The organism is Robiginitalea myxolifaciens (assembly GCF_900115205.1).
In the GTDB taxonomy this organism is placed as follows: Bacteria; Bacteroidota; Bacteroidia; order Flavobacteriales; family Flavobacteriaceae; genus Robiginitalea; species Robiginitalea myxolifaciens.
In genome coordinates this window covers 1,087,257-1,106,018 of sequence record NZ_FOYQ01000002.1, presented here as the reverse complement: position 1 = coordinate 1,106,018, position 18,762 = coordinate 1,087,257, and the positions used below count along the sequence as shown (strand labels likewise).

General features: G+C 49.2%; 19 protein-coding genes and 2 tRNA genes. 9 read left to right on the top strand and 12 right to left on the bottom strand.

What is annotated here, in order from left to right:
- Positions 1-177: 177 nt before the first annotated feature.
- Positions 178-387: a YgaP family membrane protein gene (locus BM318_RS13055; RefSeq protein WP_092983024.1), complete on the top strand. Its 210-nt coding sequence runs from the start codon at positions 178-180 to the stop codon at positions 385-387.
- A 14-nt stretch (positions 388-401) separates the two neighbouring features.
- On the opposite strand, the gene BM318_RS13050 is transcribed toward BM318_RS13055, so the two are convergent.
- From BM318_RS13050 to folE, 6 genes are read right to left on the bottom strand one after another with little or no spacing between them, the layout of a single operon-like run.
- On the bottom strand, positions 402-947 hold the full coding sequence (locus tag BM318_RS13050; protein ID WP_092983022.1) for a GNAT family N-acetyltransferase: 546 nt from the start codon (positions 945-947) through the stop codon (positions 402-404).
- A gap of 21 nt (positions 948-968) precedes the next feature.
- Positions 969-1,442, bottom strand: coding sequence for a DUF192 domain-containing protein (locus BM318_RS13045; protein ID WP_245759834.1), 474 nt, complete (start codon positions 1,440-1,442; stop codon positions 969-971).
- A gap of 49 nt (positions 1,443-1,491) precedes the next feature.
- Positions 1,492-2,457 carry a prolipoprotein diacylglyceryl transferase gene (gene lgt / locus BM318_RS13040; RefSeq protein ID WP_092983018.1) on the bottom strand — a complete coding sequence of 322 codons (966 nt, stop codon included), beginning with the start codon at positions 2,455-2,457 and terminating at the stop codon, positions 1,492-1,494.
- A gap of 35 nt (positions 2,458-2,492) precedes the next feature.
- Complete coding sequence (gene yidD, locus BM318_RS13035; protein ID WP_092983017.1) at positions 2,493-2,744, bottom strand: membrane protein insertion efficiency factor YidD; 252 nt, start codon at positions 2,742-2,744, stop codon at positions 2,493-2,495.
- Between the two features lie 5 nt (positions 2,745-2,749).
- The gene (gene cysS / locus BM318_RS13030; RefSeq protein WP_092983016.1) at positions 2,750-4,228 is read right to left on the bottom strand and encodes a cysteine--tRNA ligase; all 1,479 of its coding nucleotides are present in this window, start codon (positions 4,226-4,228) and stop codon (positions 2,750-2,752) included.
- Between the two features lie 11 nt (positions 4,229-4,239).
- The gene (gene folE, locus BM318_RS13025; protein WP_092983015.1) at positions 4,240-4,920 is read right to left on the bottom strand and encodes a GTP cyclohydrolase I FolE; all 681 of its coding nucleotides are present in this window, start codon (positions 4,918-4,920) and stop codon (positions 4,240-4,242) included.
- A gap of 128 nt (positions 4,921-5,048) precedes the next feature.
- Between folE and BM318_RS13020 the strand changes: the two genes are divergently transcribed.
- Together BM318_RS13020 and BM318_RS13015 are read left to right on the top strand one after the other, a co-directional pair.
- Positions 5,049-6,863: a T9SS type B sorting domain-containing protein gene (locus tag BM318_RS13020; RefSeq protein WP_092983014.1), complete on the top strand. Its 1,815-nt coding sequence runs from the start codon at positions 5,049-5,051 to the stop codon at positions 6,861-6,863.
- A 127-nt stretch (positions 6,864-6,990) separates the two neighbouring features.
- On the top strand, positions 6,991-8,388 hold the full coding sequence (locus tag BM318_RS13015) for a T9SS type B sorting domain-containing protein (protein WP_092983013.1): 1,398 nt from the start codon (positions 6,991-6,993) through the stop codon (positions 8,386-8,388).
- Between the two features lie 105 nt (positions 8,389-8,493).
- Here BM318_RS13015 and BM318_RS13010 read toward each other — a convergent pair whose 3' ends face one another.
- Together BM318_RS13010 and BM318_RS14340 are read right to left on the bottom strand one after the other, a co-directional pair.
- Positions 8,494-10,002: an OmpP1/FadL family transporter gene (locus tag BM318_RS13010; RefSeq protein WP_092983012.1), complete on the bottom strand. Its 1,509-nt coding sequence runs from the start codon at positions 10,000-10,002 to the stop codon at positions 8,494-8,496.
- A 47-nt stretch (positions 10,003-10,049) separates the two neighbouring features.
- Positions 10,050-11,426 (bottom strand): hypothetical protein, encoded by a 1,377-nt coding sequence (locus tag BM318_RS14340; protein ID WP_177218316.1) that lies wholly within the window; start codon positions 11,424-11,426, stop codon positions 10,050-10,052.
- A gap of 99 nt (positions 11,427-11,525) precedes the next feature.
- Here BM318_RS14340 and proS point away from each other — a divergent pair, with 99 nt between their 5' ends.
- From proS to rpsT, 4 genes are all read left to right on the top strand, one after another.
- Entirely contained in the window at positions 11,526-13,001 is a 1,476-nt protein-coding gene (gene proS / locus BM318_RS12995) for a proline--tRNA ligase (RefSeq protein ID WP_092983009.1), read from the top strand.
- Between the two features lie 149 nt (positions 13,002-13,150).
- Positions 13,151-13,222 (top strand) — tRNA-Glu (locus BM318_RS12990).
- Positions 13,223-13,280: 58 nt separating this feature from the next.
- Positions 13,281-13,352 (top strand) — tRNA-Glu (locus BM318_RS12985).
- 33 nt (positions 13,353-13,385) lie between these two features.
- Entirely contained in the window at positions 13,386-13,637 is a 252-nt protein-coding gene (gene rpsT / locus BM318_RS12980; protein ID WP_092983008.1) for a 30S ribosomal protein S20, read from the top strand.
- Between the two features lie 18 nt (positions 13,638-13,655).
- On the opposite strand, the gene BM318_RS12975 is transcribed toward rpsT, so the two are convergent.
- From BM318_RS12975 to rho, 4 genes are all read right to left on the bottom strand, one after another.
- Complete coding sequence (locus BM318_RS12975) at positions 13,656-14,375, bottom strand: hypothetical protein (RefSeq protein ID WP_092983007.1); 720 nt, start codon at positions 14,373-14,375, stop codon at positions 13,656-13,658.
- Between the two features lie 7 nt (positions 14,376-14,382).
- A complete protein-coding gene (locus BM318_RS12970; protein ID WP_092983006.1) occupies positions 14,383-15,105 on the bottom strand; it encodes a hypothetical protein in 723 nt (240 codons plus the stop codon).
- Positions 15,106-15,109: 4 nt separating this feature from the next.
- Positions 15,110-15,754 carry a hypothetical protein gene (locus BM318_RS12965; RefSeq protein ID WP_092983005.1) on the bottom strand — a complete coding sequence of 215 codons (645 nt, stop codon included), beginning with the start codon at positions 15,752-15,754 and terminating at the stop codon, positions 15,110-15,112.
- Positions 15,755-15,894: 140 nt separating this feature from the next.
- Entirely contained in the window at positions 15,895-17,541 is a 1,647-nt protein-coding gene (gene rho / locus BM318_RS12960) for a transcription termination factor Rho (protein WP_092983004.1), read from the bottom strand.
- Between the two features lie 228 nt (positions 17,542-17,769).
- On the opposite strand from rho, the gene BM318_RS12955 reads away from it, so the two are divergent.
- Complete coding sequence (locus BM318_RS12955; RefSeq protein ID WP_092983003.1) at positions 17,770-18,180, top strand: DUF4293 domain-containing protein; 411 nt, start codon at positions 17,770-17,772, stop codon at positions 18,178-18,180.
- A 71-nt stretch (positions 18,181-18,251) separates the two neighbouring features.
- Positions 18,252-18,749 (top strand): metallophosphoesterase family protein, encoded by a 498-nt coding sequence (locus BM318_RS12950; RefSeq protein WP_092983002.1) that lies wholly within the window; start codon positions 18,252-18,254, stop codon positions 18,747-18,749.
- Positions 18,750-18,762: the final 13 nt, after the last annotated feature.

The following is an 18,762-nucleotide window of genomic DNA, read 5'->3' as shown; positions in this document are numbered from 1 at the left end:
CCTAATTTTATTTTTAATCTGAGCTGAAAGCTAATGAATGGGAAGCAGGCCAAAATCGTAAAATTAGCTCTGGTATGTATTATCTGTATTGGGGTAATTTGGGGCCTGGTGGTGCTGATTGAATCCTTTGGCGCGTGAATTTGAATAACAGCTATTAACCTTCAAATAATAAACATCATGAAAAAGAATATGGGAAGTACCGACCGGATTGTTCGCTTTATCGCAGCTGCGGTCATTGGCGTCTTGTATTATACGGGGACCATCTCGGGAACCCTCGGGCTGGTTTTGTTAATTCTCGCCGGTGTCTTTTTACTGACGAGTTTCATTAGTTTTTGCCCGCTATATGCACCCTTTGGTTTGTCGACCTGCTCGACCAAAAACCGCTAATAAACTTTAAGCATTCAGGACGTGTCGGAATCGTTGTGGATTCGGTAGATCCACACCGGATTGTCCTTATAAACAGTCTGTTTGTCCCGCTTCATGCCCAGGCCCTCGGCCACCCGCATTGAAGGGGTGTTATCCCTGTGGATGATAGAGATCAGACTGGGTGTCCAGCGGTTCTCAAACGCCGTATCCCGACATAGCCTGGCTGCTTCGCTGGCGTACCCCTTCCCCCGAAATGGAGTAAGCAGGGAATAGCCTATTTCCAACTCTTGGATGCCATCTATGTCCTGGACCAGGAGGCCACACATTCCGGCTAACTGGTCACTGGATTTTTCAATCAAGGCATTCATTCCCCCAAGCCCTTTTTCGTAGCGTTCAAAGAGCCTTTCGAATTGTTCGCGACATGCTTGCTCAGGGTCGGCGGGAATCCCTTCCCAATAGGCTGTACTGGAGGGGTCCAGAAAGAATTCCAGCCACTTTTGCTGGTCTTCAGGTCTGAAACACCTCAGTAACAAGCGTTCTGTTTCGAATCCTTCGAGCAGATAATTGGGCTGAGCAGCCATTTTTAGTAGCGTTAAAGGGACCTAAGGTATACGTTGAAAAGCGATACGATCTCCTTCTGAAATCCCCAGGCGATCCGAGAGGCCCGCCTTGATTTCCAGAACATACTGAACAGGAACCCGAGATGGGATTCCGGTTTCATCATAGGGTTGGGCATTCTTGGCGATGGTCACCACCTGCATGTCCGCATCGATGAATAACAAATCCAGGGCTATCAAGGTATTTTTCATGTAAAAGGAATGGTAGGCTTCCTCCTGAAAAATAAACAACATCCCCTGGGTGTCTTTCATTTCCCGGCGATACATGAGCCCGGTTTGGGTTTCGTACTCAGAATCGGCAATTTCAATAGCGATCTCCGCCAGAAGGGAATCCGATTCCCTGTAGAAAACTTGTAACTCGCCTTCCTTGGAAAAGGAGACTTCTTTCGCCGATTCTTCTAATTTTTGCGGTTTGTCCTTGCAGGAGGAAAGTAAGATTACTCCCAAGGCAAAGCTCATGAGCACGAATAGGCGGGCGGAATTTATCCAAGGAGAAAACAAGGACATCCTAATTCGCTTTTTTACCGGATTTCCGAAACATCAGGAAAATTCCAAGTAGAATAAAAGGAATGCTCAACCACTGCCCGGTAGAAAGTACGCCATCCGGATTTTCGAAGCCACCCTGACTTTTCTTAACGAATTCCACTACAAAACGCACACTCCAAAGCAGGATCATGAATAATCCGAATAAGAACCCGGACTGTGCACCTTTTCCTTTCTTCCAGTATAACCAATAGAGCAGGCCAAAAATTGCAACGTAAAAAATGGCTTCGTAGAGTTGGGCCGGATGTCGGTAAGGAATTCCTTCGAGGATGGAGGCGAATTGCGGATCATTCGTTAGCGCCTTGTAAGCTTCATTTACATCTTGCTTTCCGGTCAGTTGCATGGCCCGATAGGCTGGCATGTCGTCTGAATCCCGAACAAAGCGGGTAGCGAGGAAGGAGGTAGCCTCGGTTATCTTTCCATTAATTTCAGAATTAAAGAAATTTCCCAGCCGTACCATGGCTGCTCCAATGGCAACCGGGATGGTGAGCCGGTCAAAGATCCACATCATCTTGAAGCCCTTATGCTTGCGGGTAAACAGGTAAATTCCGATGATGATTCCAAGGGTAGCCCCATGGCTGGCCAACCCGGTAAATCCGGTAAACTCATAGCCATTGATCAGCCCGAAAAGGCTTCCACCATCGGATTGTTTTATGGGTAGGAGGATTTCGACCAAACGTGTTTTGTAATGATCCCAATCGTAGAAGAAAACATGCCCCAGGCGCGCTCCGAGCATCGTCGCTATGACCGTATAGATGAAAAGGGAGTCGAGTTGCTCAGTGGTTTTGTTCTCGTTCGTAAAGATTTTCTTCATCAAAAACCAGCCGACTACAAAGGCGAGAATCCATAGTAGGTTGTAGTATTTGATCTGCAGGAAACCGAGGGTAAAGATGGTGTCGTCCGGGTTCCAGGTAATCCCAAGTAGGTACATATACGGCTGTTTTGAGGGCTAAGATACTAAATCCATCAGGCTTCCTTAGCATCCTTTTTTGGGACCGGATCATAACCTGATCCGCCCCACGGATGGCAACTAAAAATCCTTTTCAATGCGAGCCATCCTCCCTTAAAAAATCCGTGGACTTGCAAGGCTTCCACAGTATAGTGGGAACAGGTTGGTGCATATCGGCATGAAGGCGGGGTCAAGGGGGAAATGTACCGCTGATAAAACCGTACCAGACCAATGGCCAAGGTTACCAGGGGGTTTCGGGAAGCGCCCATAACGGTTAGATCGAGAAGGTTGTCCCTTCTTTTCCGTCTTTCAGCTGAATGCCCATAGCGGCTAGTTCGTCCCGGATACGATCCGAAGTGGCGTAGTCCTTGTTGGCTCTGGCGGCGTTGCGCAATTCGATCAGTAAACCTACTACGCCTTCCAGTTTGTTACTCTCCACCCCGGCTCCCGTGCGGGTTTCCAATCCCAAAACATCAAATACAAAGGCGTTCATGACCTCGGTGAGCACAGCCAGGTCTTCTTGGGTAAGGGAAGCTTTCCCGTCGTTGACCAGATTAATGGTCTTAACCGCCTCAAACAACTGCGCGATCAGAACCGGGCTGTTGAAATCGTCGTTCATGGCGTCGTAGCAGCGCTGTTTCCAGGCAGCCACATCCATATCGGATTGCTTGCCCGTATTCAGGTTGCCCAGCAGATCCAGGGCATCCATGAGCCGGTTGTACCCTTTCTCAGCTGCCAGTAGAGCATCATCGCTCAAATCCAGGATGCTGGTATAGTGCGCCTGCATCATAAAAAAGCGAACCACGCTCGCGGTGTAGGCCTTACTCAGGGTAGGATTATCCCCGGTAAAGATTTCATGGGGAAGCAGGTTATTCCCAGTGGATTTGGCCATTTTTTTTCCGTTCAGGGTAAGCATATTGGCATGGAGCCAGTAGCGAACGGGTGAAACGTCATTGCTGGCTTCGGCCTGGGCAATCTCACACTCGTGATGTGGAAATTTGAGGTCCATTCCCCCGCCGTGTATATCAAAAGTCTCGCCCAGGTATTTGGTACTCATTACGGTACATTCCAGATGCCATCCGGGAAAACCTTCCCCCCATGGCGATGGCCAGCGCATGATATGTTGCGGTTCTGCGCGTTTCCAAAGGGCAAAGTCCTGAGGATTTTTCTTTTCGTCCTGGGCAGTGAGCTCCCGCGTATTGGCGATCATGTCTTCGAGCTTACGACCGCTGAGTTTCCCGTATTCGTGGTCGCTGTTGAATTTGACCACGTCAAAATATACGGATCCGTTCTTTTCGTAAGCGTAGCCCTTATCCAGAATTACCTTAATAATCTCAATTTGCTCCACGATATGTCCTGTAGCGGTAGGTTCGATACTCGGAGGAAGGAAGTTGAATTTTTCCAGGATATTGTGAAAATCCACTGTATACCGCTGGACAACTTCCATAGGTTCAATTTGCTCCAGGCGTGCCTTTTTTGCGATTTTGTCTTCTCCCTGATCGGCATCGTCCTCCAAATGCCCGGCATCAGTAATATTGCGGACATAGCGCACTTTATAACCCAGGTGGCGCAGGTAGCGAAAAATCATGTCGAACGACATGAAGGTGCGGCAATTCCCCAGATGGACATTGCTGTAAACAGTGGGGCCGCAGACATACATGCCTACATAACCTTCGTGAAGGGGTTCGAAAAGCTCTTTCTTCCCGCTAAGGGAATTGTGGACCATCAGGCGTTGCTCGCTGTAAAGGGCCATGAAGTTTGGGCTTAAAATTCGGTTTCCAGGTTAATATACTCCAGGAATTCCTTACGCACGGCTTCTTCCTTAAATTTTCCTCCGTATTCGGCAGTAACCGTTGAACTGGCTACATCGCGGATTCCGCGGGAATTTACACACAGGTGCTTGGCGTCTATCACACAGGCGACATCAGGAGTTCCCAAAACTTCCTGAAGTTCTCGGACGATCTGGATATTGAGTCTTTCCTGAACCTGCGGCCTTTTGGCATAGTAATCTACGATCCGGTTCATTTTAGACAAACCAACAACCGAGCCATTGGAGATATATGCAATGTGAGCCTTTCCGACAATGGGGAGCAAATGGTGTTCGCAGGTACTGTAGAGGGTAATGTTTTTCTCCACGAGCATTTCCCCGTATTTGTACTTGTTGTCGAAGGTGGAAGACTTAGGGCGACGGTCGGGATGCAGGCCCCCAAAGGTTTCCTTGACAAACATTTTAGCCACGCGCAGTGGTGTTCCCTTAAGACTGTCATCGTCCAGGTCCATGCCCAGGGTAAGTAATATATCCCGGACACTATCCGTGATGCGGTCAATCTTCTCCTCATCGGTCAGCCGGAATGCATCATCGCGAAGCGGGGTTTCCTCCGAAGCGGAAAAATGGTCTTCTCCAAGGGAGTCTTCGGACATTTGCAGGGTAGTATCTCCTTTCATAGAACCTTTTCTTTTCAGGTGGCAAAGATATACATAATATGCCAGTTAACAGCCCGTAAACAAGGCTACACAACATAAATTCGTGTTAAGAAGAAGCTCGGGGTATTTTTAGTTTGCAGTACTGTTTTATGCCGAGATTCAAGCTACAAACCGGCTTTTTCGCCGTTTGCATTTTCGGGATTTCAATGGGTGTTTCCGCCCAGATATCCCCGGATTGCAGCACGGCTATCCCCATTTGCAGCAACACGCCGGTAAACGGCGGTACACAGGGCTACGGGCTGGATGATTTTTCGGGAGCTGCCGAATCGGGATGTCTGGAGCCTACTCAAACCGGGTTTATTGAATCAAACTCGGCCTGGTATCGTTTTCGTACCGGGGCTTCGGGGCAATTGGGATTCAACATCTCTTTTGACCCTTCCGAAGACTGGGATTTTGCGCTCTATCGCGCTACGGACTGCAACGCCCTTGGGGATCCTGTCCGGTGTAACTTTTTTGACAACCGGGACCAGAAGTCTTTCATGGGAGTAGGGGAGGATCCCACCGGGGATACCAGTAGTTTGCAGTACGAGCCCTGGCTCGATGTGCAGCCCGGGGAAGAGTATTTGTTGCTGATCAATAACTTCAGTAATACCAATTCCGGCTTTGCAATTCAGTTTTCCGGGGAAATATTCACGACAAACCCCTATGATGCGCTCGACTGTTCCATAATCAGCAACTTGTTGGGACCTCCTGTTGCCGCGTGCCAGGGCGATGTGATTCCTTTGGATGCCACAACGAGTGGAGCCGTATCCTATGAATGGTTTGCCGAAACGGGGACCGGATTCCAGCTTTTAAGCGCGGAAACCCAACCTACCTTGAATGTAAGTACACCGGCCTTGTACCGCGTACGGATTCTGATGCCTGATGGCTCTCAGGAGATCAGTGATGTACAGGTAGGATTCAGCCCGAATCCTATGGCGGAGCCGGTAAGCGATGTCAGTGCCTGCGGTGCAAACAATACCTTTAATCTGGCTTCCAAGGATCCGGAAGTATTAGGGAGTCAGAACGCTTCTGACTATCGGATAAGTTACCACAACAGCCTTTTGGATGCCCAGCAGGGGCGGAATCCCCTGGATCAGACATTAAACTTGTCGCCTGGTACCCAAACCATTTATGTCCGGATGACCTCCGTCGAGAATCCCGACTGTTTCGATGCTACCCAATCCTTTCAATTGGAAGCCGTGCAGGCACCGCTGATGGATTTCCCTGAGGAAGCCTTCATCTGTGCTCAGGGTGGGTCGGCGTTTATCGGGCTATCCCAACCCGAAAGTGGGGTAACCTATAGCTGGGATACGGGGGAGACCAGCCCCGGAATTACCGTTACTGCTGCCGGAACATATTCCCTGACAGCAACACGATCCGGTTCAGCTTCGGACTGTGAACTCATACGTACCGTAGTGGTCTCTGAATCCGTGGCTCCTGCAATTGGACAAATCCAGGTCGATGATTTACAAGCAAACAATACCATTACCGTTGTCCCGGCCGTAGCCGGGGACTTCAGGTATGCCCTTAATGGGGGCGCCTTTCAATCCGACCCGGTCTTCCATGGCGTTCCTCCCGGGGAACACCAGCTGAGTATGCAGGATGCCCTTGGGTGTGGGGAGATAACCGAAACTATTACTGTAGTCGGATTCCCCCTGTTTTTCACTCCGAATGGAGATGTTTACAATCAGCAGTGGGAAGTTTTTGGTATGGAAACCCTGACCGATCCGATCCTGAGCATTTTTGATCGCTACGGGAAGTTATTGGTCCAACTCAATCCCAATACGGCTTCATGGGACGGAAATTACAATGGGCGCCCCATGCCTGCGACCGACTATTGGTTTCGCCTGGAATATACCGATTCCTCTGGCCAGCGGGTCGAGGCCCGCTTCCTCAATGCTCACTTTTCCCTGAGAAGGTAAGGCCTGAATTCCAGAATTCGGGTACAGACCATGCGTTTCATCGATAAATGGTCAAATTCTTCGGCAAACGCATAATAATACGATAGGCAGCGAGTTATCAATAGGTAAAAACGCGCCCCGTTTTGCTATGACTCGTAACCTGGTATTCCTTTTGGCGTTCCTGTGGGCAACCTATAGCCTGCAGGCCCAGAACTCTCCTGATTGTCGCTCGGCTATCCCGGTCTGTGCAGATGCCCCTATTCTGAACTTTGCCGATGGGGGTGGAGATATCGACGATTTTGACCCGGACGTCATTCGACAGAGCGGCTGCCTTGAAAAAGGGAGCGTTGCTTCTGCAAACATTGAAAACAACACTTCCTGGTACGTATTCCGCGCAGGAACCGGAGGGCAGGTTGGCTTTGATATTGAAGCCCTGTCCGATACGGCCGAGTGGGATTTTGCCCTCTATGGTCCGGATGTGGACTGTGGGGATATCTCCAATGGGACCGCACAGCCTATTCGCTGCAATTACGAGGTTAACGATACGCGCTTTACCGGCGTTGGCGTAAACCCAGAGAATGGTCAGGCCGGCCAACCCTTTGTCAAGGGAAGTCAAAATACTTACGATGAGTGGATCGATGTGCAACCCGGTGAAATCTATTACCTCTTAATCAATAATTACAACACCAATTTCGATGGTGACCCCGAGCCCTATTCCCTTACGTTTACCGGAAATTCGGTAGACGCAGATCAGGACAATGCGCTGGATTGTACCCTGCGCGACGAGTTCCTCGGACTGGATATCGTAGCCTGTGAAGGAGATCCGGATATCGTTCTAAGTGCATTGAATTCGCCAGCCGGACCCGACATAGCCAATGTAACCTGGTCTGTTGATTATGAGGACGATGGCGTTATCGACGCCCAATTAGCAGATGGTCCCGGGGAAACTGAATTTACCGTGGTAAGCCCTATTTCCGGTAGATACTACGTGGAGATTCTCACAACGTTGGCTACGACCATTACCGATGATATTCTTATTACCTGGTATGGCGTACCGGTCTTGGACCGGGTAGATATCCTGGACGATCTTTCAGATCAGAACAATATTCAGGTCTTTGTACAGGGAGATGGGGATTATGAATTCGCCATCAACAATGGTCCCTTCCAGGACGATTCCATTTTTCGCGATGTTCCTCCTGGAATCAACACCTTGATCATTAATGATAAGAATGGTTGCGGGACTACAGAACCTATTGAATTCCTGGTGGTGGGATACCCCAAATTCTTTACGCCGAATAACGATACCTTCAACGATACCTGGCAGGTCAAAGGAATTGAGACCTTGATCGACCCTGTGGTTTTTATTTTTGATCGTTACGGAAAACTGCTCAAGCAAATCGACGAAACCTCCCTGGGATGGGATGGTAGCTTCAACGGGCGTCCAATGCCTGCCTCGGATTACTGGTTCCGACTGGAATACAGCAGGGACGAAAGTGGAATTGTGGTGGCCAATACCATCAGGGCGCACTTTACCCTGAAGCGCTAATTCCCGGTATCACTTACCCGAAGGGTTGATCCTCTGAATACCAAGAAAGCAATAAACAAAAAAAGCGACCTGTTCGGGTCGCTTTTTTGTTTTGACTGATAGCGTCTAGAAGTTTATCGTATAACTTAAAGTTACCAGGGTGTTGATGCGATTCACACCGATATCGGACAATCCACCGTCGTAAAGAGATACTGCGGTATCCTGATCGGTACGGGAATAAGCAAGGTCAATACGATTCGGCCCCCAGGAATATCCCAGACCTGCAGAATAACCTTCCAGATCGCCCCATAAGTCATTGTCCTTATAAGGGCTTTGCTGATAGCGGTAGCCACCGCGCAAGCTCCAGTTTTCGATCCGATATTCACCGCCAAGACGGAAGGTGGAAACTGCTCCCAATTGCTCGCTTATGAAGTCGTTTTCCGCTGAAAAGTTCGGATCGTTTACCGGACGTAGTTGGGCCGTTGAGAAATCCTGGTAGTCGTAATCGAAACTCAGGAGTCCCTGAGGTCCGAAGACCAGGGCCAGACTTCCGGTATACTTCGCCGGAGTTCGGATGGTGTAGGCCTCAAAAAGGTTAACTACACCAAAGTTAATCTGAGTAATACTTTGATTTTTAAACTCGAAATCCGTGTTTGCCCGTTGGGCAAAATCATCCAGGATGCGGTACCAGGTCGGACTCTGGTAAGATCCCCCGATACGAACATTATCATTCAGGCGCGCGATGGCTCCCAAGTTAAAGGAAAATCCACTTCCTTCTGATCGTAAAAAGGAATCAAAAAGGGCCGACTGAATAGGAGACGCGGCCTGGTATCCACTTTCATCCAGAAAAGTGATGCGCTCGAAAAGCGTAGAGTGCACGTTCAGGGAAGCCCCCAGATAAAGATTATTCTTGTAGGCCCCGGCAAAAGTAACACTGAACTTGCTGTTAAACCCGCTGGTTTGTTCTTCATAGTCCTGGATTACCGTACTGTATTCGCTATTGGACAAATACTGGGTATTGTTATCGTCGTCCGGATCCACGGGATCAATAAATCCTGCCTGGAAACCGAGGAATGCCTGTTGGTCTGCAAAGCCCAGACCACCCCCTATATCGAGGTAGGCATCGGCAATGGTCTCCCCATCCTGGACACGCAGGGGGCCAAGGGGCACACCTTGGGCAAAATTGAGGAAGTAATTGTCCAGCCCTATGGCTGTACTGCCCACTGCACGAACGCGATTATCGAAATTGCGTACCAATTCGTAATTGATCCCCACGGCTATTTTGCTCCAATCCGAGTTGCTGCCGCTCTTAAAGACAAATACACCTCCCGCCTGGTTAACATCCAGGGAATTGTCGGTTACCTGGGTCAGGTCCGATGCAAAACCGGAAAGATTATCCCGATGGTAATTGGAAGCACTTACCGACATGATTCCGTTCTCGAATACCGCGGTTCCTGCCGGGTTGATAGCAATCGCAGAGAGATCACCACCCAGGGCTCCGAAAGCCCCGCTCATGGATTGAAATCTCGCCGTTCCCTGCACGTCCTCCAGGCTATACCTCAGGACATCGTTAATGGTTTGTGCACTGGCGCTCAGGCACAGTCCGGTCAGGATGAAAGTGAAAATACGTTTCATGGATGATTCTTTTACGCGTTACGTAAGGGGAAAATTATTGATTTCGATTAACCTCGGCCACCGCGACCCCCGCCACTGCGACCACCGCCACTTCGACCTCCTGAAGAACGGCCTCCGCCACCGCTGCTTCGCATGCTCCCTGAGGAACGGCTACCTCCACTGCTGCGGTAGCTTCCTCCTGAGGAACGGCTGCTGCTTCTGCCGCTACTGCGATAACTGCCCGAGGATCGTGAAGACCGTCCGGAGCTTCGGTAAGCTCCGCCGCTACTTCGGGATGATCCTGAGCTGCGGTAGCTCCTGCCACTTCGTGACGAACCGGAACTTCGATAGTTTCCGCTGCTTCGACCGGAAGAATAGGCTCGCGTTCGGGCAGAACTGCTCCTTCCGCTGTAGGTGCCATTTCGGCTATATGATCGGGAATTACCGGAATAACTTCTGCTACTTCGGGTATTTCCATATGTGGATCCGCTTCGCGAGCTTCTGCTCGAACGATAGGCTTGATTTCGCGCTGCCGCGTCCGCGTTGACCCGACCCCGGGAATAGCGTCCGTTGGCATATCGGGCATTACTGCGCCCACTGTTATTTCTTACATTCCTACTGGCAACGCCACTATATCGGGACCCCTGACGATTCAGGCGGTTATTTCCATAATAGCCGCGACGTCCGCTGGCATACCCCCAGTAATTGTTCCTGAAGCCATAGCCGTACCAGGGTCCACCCCAGCCGCCCCAGCCCCAGCCGCCGACCCAGGGATTACCCCAGCCCCAGCGGTTCCAGCCCCAGCCTCCCCAGCCAAAGCCTCCCCAGCCCCAGCGGTTCCAGCCCCAGCGGTTCCAACCCCAGTTGTTCCAGCCCCAGCCTCCCCAGCCAAAGCCACCAATCCAGGGATCATTCCAGCCCCAGCCCCAGCCGCCAAACCAGGGATCGTAGAAGCCGGCATTCCAGCCCCAGCCTCCCCAGCCACCCCAGCCTCCGCCGATGATGTTGATAGAGACATTCGCGCCACTGTCGCCCCATCCCGGATTTCCAGCGTAGGCATCGTACTGGTCAAAATAATCGTTGGGATTGCCAATGATACTATCGTTGGCCAGGCTGTCCTGAGCTACAGAGGAATAAGCGTCAGGATCTGTGAAGATTTCACTATCCAGGGCAGCACCCAGTTGACGGGCACGGTCGCCAAAATAGTCTTCGTAAAAATTGTCATCGTCATTGGCTACACTTGCCTGAGCGGGTCGACGATTCTGTTGTTGATTCGGATAGTTGCGAACCGTTTCTGTTCGCTGGGACGGCGCCTGTGTACTGTAAATACCGTCATTATCGTAGTAGGAAGCCTGTTGGTAGGAGCCACAGGATGCCAAAAGCAATGCGAAAAGCCCTGCGACCATCGCATTATAGATTTTCTTGTGGGGTATTTTTGGGACCATTGCTGCTGTCATTTATATTGTTGAACATACTAAAAATAGTTAGCTTTGACGAACTATTTTCGCTAACTAAGGCACAACATCTGTGCCAAACTCTTGTCAATGGGTAAAAATCTGACCAAAAGAAGCGAGGATTACTCGCGATGGTACAACGAGCTGGTTGTAAAGGCCGATTTGGCCGAGAACTCAGGTGTACGCGGCTGTATGGTAATCAAACCATACGGATATGCAATTTGGGAAAAGATGCAGGCGGCCCTGGACGCGATGTTCAAGGAAACCGACCATCAGAATGCGTACTTCCCCATTTTCATCCCCAAGTCCTACCTCAGCAAGGAAGCAAGCCATGTTGAGGGCTTTGCCAAAGAATGTGCTGTAGTCACGCATTACCGACTTAAAAACTCGGAAGATGGCAAGGGAATTGTGGTGGATCCGGAGGCCAAACTGGAGGAAGAACTGATTGTACGGCCAACCTCTGAAACGATAATCTGGGATACCTATCGCAAGTGGATTCAGTCGTATCGCGACTTGCCCTTATTGCTGAATCAATGGGCCAATGTAGTGCGCTGGGAAATGCGGACGCGACTGTTCTTGCGTACCGCGGAATTCCTGTGGCAGGAGGGCCACACCGCGCATGCTACCCGGGAAGAGGCGATAGCCGAGGCTGAGACCATCCTGAAGGTTTACGCAACTTTTGCCGAGGACTTTATGGCCGTACCGGTAATTAAAGGTACCAAGACGGAAGGCGAACGTTTTGCCGGTGCAGAGGAAACCTATTGTATCGAGGCCTTAATGCAGGATGGAAAGGCACTGCAGGCCGGCACATCCCACTTTCTAGGACAGAACTTTGCGAAAGCCTTTGATGTTAAATTCAATAACCGGGAAGGGAAACAGGATTATGTCTGGGCTACTTCCTGGGGCGTTTCCACCCGCCTGATGGGTGCATTGATCATGACCCATAGCGACGATAATGGTTTGGTGCTTCCTCCAAAATTGGCGCCGATACAAGTGGTTATCGTGCCGATTTTCAGGGAAGATGCTGTATTGGAACAGATACGGGAGACGGTTAGTCCCATGATCGAGGCGCTTAAGAAAAGGGGAATCTCCGTTAAATTCGATGATCGCGATACGCAATCGCCAGGGTTTAAATTCAATGAATACGAATTAAAAGGGGTTCCGCTTCGTCTGGCTGTGGGCCCAAGGGATCTGGAGAATGGCACTTTTGAACTGGCCCGCCGCGACACCCTGGAAAAATCCGTGGTTCAGGCCGCTGGGATCGAGGACAAGATAGCCGGACTTCTGGACGAAATCCAGGAAAACATCTTTGAGAAAGCCCGGAAATTCCGGGATGAAAACATTCGGGAGGTAGATACCTACGAAGACTTTAAAAAGCAAATTAAAGGTTCGGGGGGATTCGTTTCCGCCCATTGGGACGGTACCGCAGAAACAGAAGACCGCATTCAGAAGGAAACCAAAGCCACGATCCGGTGTATTCCTTTGAATCCTGAGGCAACGCCGGGCAAATGCATCTTAACCGGTAAACCCTCGCCGTATCGGGTGCTTTTTGCCAAGGCTTACTAGGGTATATCCCGGCTTTGGAAGTATAATTTCTATAGGAAATGAGGGGTTGATTTTTGTATTTAAAAAATTAGCCCAGGCTGTTGTAAGCCAAAAAAATAATTGTATTTTTGCACCTGCCTAATTGGGAACGCCAAAGTGTTTCACGGCATGGCCCGTTCGTCTAGGGGTTAGGACGCCAGGTTTTCATCCTGGTAACAGGGGTTCGATTCCCCTACGGGCTACGAATTCGGAGGTTGGCGGTTTTAACCAGCAACGATCCGCTAAGGTCCGAGAAAATAAGGCCCGTTCGTCTAGGGGTTAGGACGCCAGGTTTTCATCCTGGTAACAGGGGTTCGATTCCCCTACGGGCTACTAAGAAAATATAGAAGTAATTTAAGTCAGAACATGGCAAATCATAAGTCCGCATTAAAACGCATCCGTAGAAACGAGGCTGTTCGTCTTCGCAACCGTTATCAGCACAAAACTACCCGTAACGCGATCAAGAAATTGCGTGGGGAAACGGATAAGAAGAAGGCCGAAGGCATGCTTCCCGAAGTGGTAGCGATGATTGATAAGTTGGCTAAGCGCAATATTATCCACAATAATAAAGCCGCCAACCTCAAGAGTAAACTGACTAAGCAGGTAGCCGCTCTATAAGCGCTTCCTTTTATTGCATTATAACCCGGCCTTGCGCCGGGTTTTTTTGTCTGGATACTTCATCGGATCCATAATCAGTAAGCCAAGGAGCATGCATCCATAGTAAATGTAAATTACACTTAGGTGCAGGGGACGAATCCAGGAATAGTATTCCAGCCCGTCATGCACCACCAGAAAGCGCAGATAATCAATCGGGGCGTACGCCAGTGAAAAAATGAACAACCCGATGCTGATCCAGACCAAAAGATTATGCTGGAATCCGGTGCGTGGATCCCGTTTCCATTCCTGGTAAAGGTAGAGCGCAATCAGTATCATGAGCACTCCAGCACTCCACCAATAAGCGTAAACCTGCGAAACTGTCCTGAAATCCCATAGTAGCGCATTCCAAATGCTTACCAGAATGAAGCCCGACAGGGCTATCAGGATAAAGGGGCGAATATTAAAACGGGTAATGTAGCGGGAATACACCCATAAAAAGGCCAGGAATTCCAGGATGCCATAAATGTTGTACAACAGCCAGTTGTTGTTCTTGTGATAATCCTCAATAAACAAGCTGAACTCCGGATAGTCCCGGATAAGCATCCCAATCACTTCTGTAGTCAGCGTGTAGGCCAGCAACAGCGGCAGAATACGCATGGGCGTATCGAAGTATTTTGGATAGCGGTAAATGGAAATCAAGAACAGCAGCGCATAGAGCAGCATGAAGCCATTATTCCACATCCAGTATACTACTTCCATATGGGGATTAGCGGTTGCCTCCTTGTTCCTGAGCGCTTTTGACGTAGCGCATTTTCCGCATTTTCCACAGGCCAATACAAAAGAGCGTGTACATCAGCACAATTAGTAGTAGGGTGATGTTTCTGAAATACCTCGGTTCGGATCGCAGCCCTTCCATGGCACGGAATAACCTCGCTATCTTAATGGGCAGGTAGCCCGCATAGAATGAGAACAGGCCTAAGGCCAGCCAGCTCAGCAGATCGTCTTTCTGGAAAAGCGCTCCTGAGCTTCGATACCGCTCGTAGAGGTAAGAAACGATATAGATGAGCAGTACTATCCCCCCGACCACATAGGTGTAAAACTGAGGCTCAAGACCAAATTTTTGAAAGAAAGGATTGATCGCTGCGGTCAGCGAGAATAAAACTATGGCGCCTATCCTGAATTTTCGAAAACCTGAATTGGTCAGGTAGGACTCAAAGACATAGAACCAATAGAGGTAAAAAATGATGTTGTAAATATTGTAAATGAGTACGTTGTACGTGGCATAAATTTCACTGAGGAATAAATCGTACTCATCGTACTTCCGAATAAAGTAACCGAGCATCTCAGTTACCAGGGTGTAGCATACAATTACCGGAAAGTACTTCAAAGGGGTATCAAAATATTTCGGAAACCGGAATACGGCCAGCAAAAGCGTAATACCGTAGGCCGGGATAAAACTATATTCCAATACCCCCAGAAGTAGCTCCATATAATTAGTTATTATAGGGCGGGGGAACTATCTGTGATTCGTTGAGAATCAGGCTTCCGCCTTGAAAGGGGGCAGCCAGTAATTCGGGAAGAATTCCCGCCTGTTCCGCTGGCCCGATAATACTTAGACTATCTCCCAGAAGGATCACTTCCGGCGGTGTTGCGTCCGTGAGCCGGAAGGCATAATCCCTGCCTTTTACTTTTATTGTCGGCATTATCATAAACGTGTTCTGCTTGGGCATGTGGTCCGGCATGCCTTTCTGCCCGTAATTGGCAAAATATATCCGAAGGGTAGAAATGTCCACGTTGGCACGGGCGGCCTCTGACTCGATGTAGTTGATATAATCCTTTATGGTCTGATAATCGTAATAGCCATAACGCGCTACGTCAAAGGGCTTGAATTCTGTGGAGTCTTCCATCTTGGTCCGCCGGTCTTCGTAGTTTTTGATAATGGGGGAGCGGCGCTCACTGTAATTCTTATACAGCACCTGAGCTTCCTCGAGGGAAATGATTTGCTTTGGTGGGGTAATCATTTGGTCGCTTTCCGCCGCAGCTTGGGTTTGATCCTGGCCGCTTTGCTCCCCGCATGCAGCGGCGAGTAATAAAACGGCAAATAGCGCTGAGACGCTAATTTTCTTGAAGTTGGTCATCGCATAGGTTTTTTAATGGAACATTATTGATTGGGGGAATTCTTCTTAAATGTACTACAAAAAAACCCGGCACTGGGCCGGGCTTTTATTTAATGTCCTGAAAAGGACGCTTGATTTTGGTATTCAGGCTTTAAGAAACCTTACTCACTCATTGTCATCAGGAACTCTTCGTTACTTCGGGTAGATTTAATGCGCCCTTCGAGGAACTCCATAGCCTCAATAGGATTCATATCCGCCAGATATTTTCTCAGAATCCACATGCGCTGCAGGGTAGTTTCATCGAGTAACAAGTCGTCGCGACGGGTACTAGAAGCCACCAGATCGATAGCCGGGAAGATACGACGGTTCGAAATACGACGATCCAGTTGCAGTTCCATGTTTCCTGTTCCTTTGAATTCTTCAAAGATCACCTCGTCCATTTTGGAGCCGGTTTCGGTCAGTGCCGTGGCAATGATAGAAAGGGACCCTCCTTTTTCAATATTCCGGGCCGCTCCGAAGAAGCGTTTTGGCTTGTGCAATGCATTGGCATCCACACCCCCGCTCAAGACCTTACCAGAAGCCGGTTGGACCGTGTTGTAGGCGCGGGCCAGTCGCGTAATGGAATCCAGCAGGATAACCACATCGTGACCACATTCTACCAGGCGCTTGGCTTTTTCCAATACGATATTCGCCACGCGAACGTGCTCGGTAGCCTCCTTATCAAAGGTAGAAGCGACCACTTCCCCGCGTACATTGCGCTGCATATCCGTTACTTCTTCAGGACGCTCGTCGATCAACAGAATAATCTGGTAAACTTCAGGGTGATTGGCTGCAATAGCGTTGGCAATATCCTTGAGAAGCATGGTTTTACCGGTCTTAGGCTGCGCCACAATCATTCCGCGCTGTCCCTTCCCGATCGGGGAGAACAGGTCAATAATACGGGTGGAAATATTGCTTTGTTTTTCTGCCAGGGTAAACTTTTCTTTCGGGAAAAGCGGCGTCAGGTGTTCAAATGCAACCCGATCACGAACAACCTGAGGATCCAGACCGTTGATCTTATTTACCTTAATCAGAGGGAAATACTTTTCTCCTTCTTTAGGAGGACGGACATTCCCCAGAACGGTATCCCCTGTTTTCAACCCGAAGAGTTTTATCTGGGATTGGGAGACGTAGATGTCGTCGGGAGAGCTGAGGTAGTTGTAATCGGAGGACCGCAGGAAGCCGTAGCCGTCTGACATGATATCCAGAACTCCTTCACTCTCAATAATGCTGTCAAATTCGTACTCCGGGCGCTTGTATTTATTTTTCTGCGAAGCGTCGTAGTTGCCGTTGTTCCGCTTGTCGTGCCCGCCTTGTTTGTCGTTGCCGTCTTTAGAGCGTCCGCGCTTGTTCTGATTTTGCGAATTGTCTTTTTTCTGGGAGCGGTTGTCGCGTCCTTTGGTATTATCCTTCCCACCAGACTGCTGTTCTTTGCTGGCGGAATTGTCTTCCTTGCCTTTATCAGAACTGTCTTTTTGCTGACGTGTGGATTGGCCGTTATTTTGATGACGACGTTGGTTACTTCCTCCTGAATCTTTGGAGGACCGTTGATTACGGTTACCGGAGGATGGCTTGTCTTCCTTCTCGGAAGAAGTGCTGCTGCTGGCTTTCTGATCGCGAACAGCTGCTGGGTTGCTGGCCTGCAGATCCAGGATTTGGTAGACCAGGTCTAGTTTTTTGAGGCTGCGAAACTTGGGAACGTTCAGGTTTTTTGCAATGTCCTGAAGCTCAGGAAGCTTCTTAGCTTTCAACTCGGAAATTTCAAACATGAAATGGGTAAATGATTAAACGATATAACCTTGTAAGTAATAAAAAAGAAGAAATGTTATTGGGATAGTTCCAGGAAAAGAGATTTCCCGTGGTAAGTGCTAAATCTAATAACGATACAAGTATACGAAATATTTTGAAATATCAGACGCACAGGGGTTTAAAATAGTTGTGATATCCGGTGATTTCTGATTACTTTTGGGGCCTGAATGTAAGTTTCAGTTTTAGCAATGATTCAACGTATCCAAACGGTTTATTTATTGATCGCGGCGATTTTGTCCGGGATTTTGCCTTTTTGGTTGAATTTGTGGACCTCCGCTTCGGGCGAACCGGTTTACGCCAGTGCTGAGCTTCCTGTTTCTATTGCCTTTTACGCGTCGGCCCTGCTGTCGGTTATTGCCATCTTGAGATTCAAGGATCGCAAATCGCAGTTTGTGCTGAATCGTCTGAATATCCTATTACACCTTTTTTTACTAGGATTTTTCGTTTATCGTTCCCTAAATCTATCCGGAGAAACCGAGGTTTCAGAGAAGGGTATTGGGATGATCATTCCTATTTTTTCTATCGTTTTTTTAGTGCTGGCCAATAAGGCCATTAAGAGGGATGAAGATCTCGTAAAATCTGTGGACCGATTGCGATAAGCCTTATATCTTAGTAGTATTAGTGCGAGGAACCCCGGCTTTTGGCCGGGGTTCTTGCTTATTTTTGTTTTATGACTCGAATCCTCCTGCTCTCCGATACCCATGGCCATATGGACGACCGCATTCTTGAATATGCCGCTCAGGCCGACGAGATCTGGCATGCCGGAGATATAGGTACCCTGACCGTTGCCGATAAGCTTGCTGCGATACGTCCGCTGCGGGCGGTATTCGGGAATATCGACGGCCACAAGATCCGGGGGGAATATCCCCTGGATAATCGCTTTGAAGTCGAAGGCCTGCAGGTCTGGATAACCCATATCGGGGGATACCCGGGCCGATACGAAGCCAGGGTCCGCCATGGACTTGCAGATTCCGGGGTAGGCCTTTTTATATCCGGCCATTCCCATATCCTGAAGGTGATGTACGACAAGAAGCATGGCCTGATGCATATGAATCCGGGTGCGGCAGGCAAGCAGGGCTTTCATAAGGTGCGTACCATGCTGCGGTTTGGAATTGATCAGGGGGAACTCAAAGACCTGGAAGTTATTGAACTCGGGAAACGGGGATGAGGATATTATCTTT

Bases quoted from the DNA above. Each gene is read 5' to 3' on its own strand.
- rho (WP_092983004.1), bottom strand. From the start codon at position 17,541: ATGTTTGAAATTTCCGAGTTGAAAGCTAAGAAGCTTCCTGAGCTTCAG.
- yidD (WP_092983017.1), bottom strand. From the start codon at position 2,744: ATGGGCGCTTCCCGAAACCCCCTGGTAACCTTGGCCATTGGTCTGGTA.
- BM318_RS13055 (WP_092983024.1), top strand. From the start codon at position 178: ATGAAAAAGAATATGGGAAGTACCGACCGGATTGTTCGCTTTATCGCA.
- lgt (WP_092983018.1), bottom strand. From the start codon at position 2,457: ATGTACCTACTTGGGATTACCTGGAACCCGGACGACACCATCTTTACC.
- BM318_RS12975 (WP_092983007.1), bottom strand. From the start codon at position 14,375: ATGGAAGTAGTATACTGGATGTGGAATAATGGCTTCATGCTGCTCTAT.
- BM318_RS13015 (WP_092983013.1), top strand. From the start codon at position 6,991: ATGACTCGTAACCTGGTATTCCTTTTGGCGTTCCTGTGGGCAACCTAT.
- cysS (WP_092983016.1), bottom strand. From the start codon at position 4,228: ATGGCCCTTTACAGCGAGCAACGCCTGATGGTCCACAATTCCCTTAGC.
- BM318_RS13050 (WP_092983022.1), bottom strand. From the start codon at position 947: ATGGCTGCTCAGCCCAATTATCTGCTCGAAGGATTCGAAACAGAACGC.
- BM318_RS13045 (WP_245759834.1), bottom strand. From the start codon at position 1,442: ATGAGCTTTGCCTTGGGAGTAATCTTACTTTCCTCCTGCAAGGACAAA.
- folE (WP_092983015.1), bottom strand. From the start codon at position 4,920: ATGAAAGGAGATACTACCCTGCAAATGTCCGAAGACTCCCTTGGAGAA.
- rpsT (WP_092983008.1), top strand. From the start codon at position 13,386: ATGGCAAATCATAAGTCCGCATTAAAACGCATCCGTAGAAACGAGGCT.
- BM318_RS14340 (WP_177218316.1), bottom strand. From the start codon at position 11,426: ATGGTCCCAAAAATACCCCACAAGAAAATCTATAATGCGATGGTCGCA.
- proS (WP_092983009.1), top strand. From the start codon at position 11,526: ATGGGTAAAAATCTGACCAAAAGAAGCGAGGATTACTCGCGATGGTAC.
- BM318_RS13010 (WP_092983012.1), bottom strand. From the start codon at position 10,002: ATGAAACGTATTTTCACTTTCATCCTGACCGGACTGTGCCTGAGCGCC.
- BM318_RS12955 (WP_092983003.1), top strand. From the start codon at position 17,770: ATGATTCAACGTATCCAAACGGTTTATTTATTGATCGCGGCGATTTTG.
- BM318_RS12965 (WP_092983005.1), bottom strand. From the start codon at position 15,754: ATGACCAACTTCAAGAAAATTAGCGTCTCAGCGCTATTTGCCGTTTTA.
- BM318_RS12970 (WP_092983006.1), bottom strand. From the start codon at position 15,105: ATGGAGCTACTTCTGGGGGTATTGGAATATAGTTTTATCCCGGCCTAC.
- BM318_RS13020 (WP_092983014.1), top strand. From the start codon at position 5,049: ATGCCGAGATTCAAGCTACAAACCGGCTTTTTCGCCGTTTGCATTTTC.
- BM318_RS12950 (WP_092983002.1), top strand. From the start codon at position 18,252: ATGACTCGAATCCTCCTGCTCTCCGATACCCATGGCCATATGGACGAC.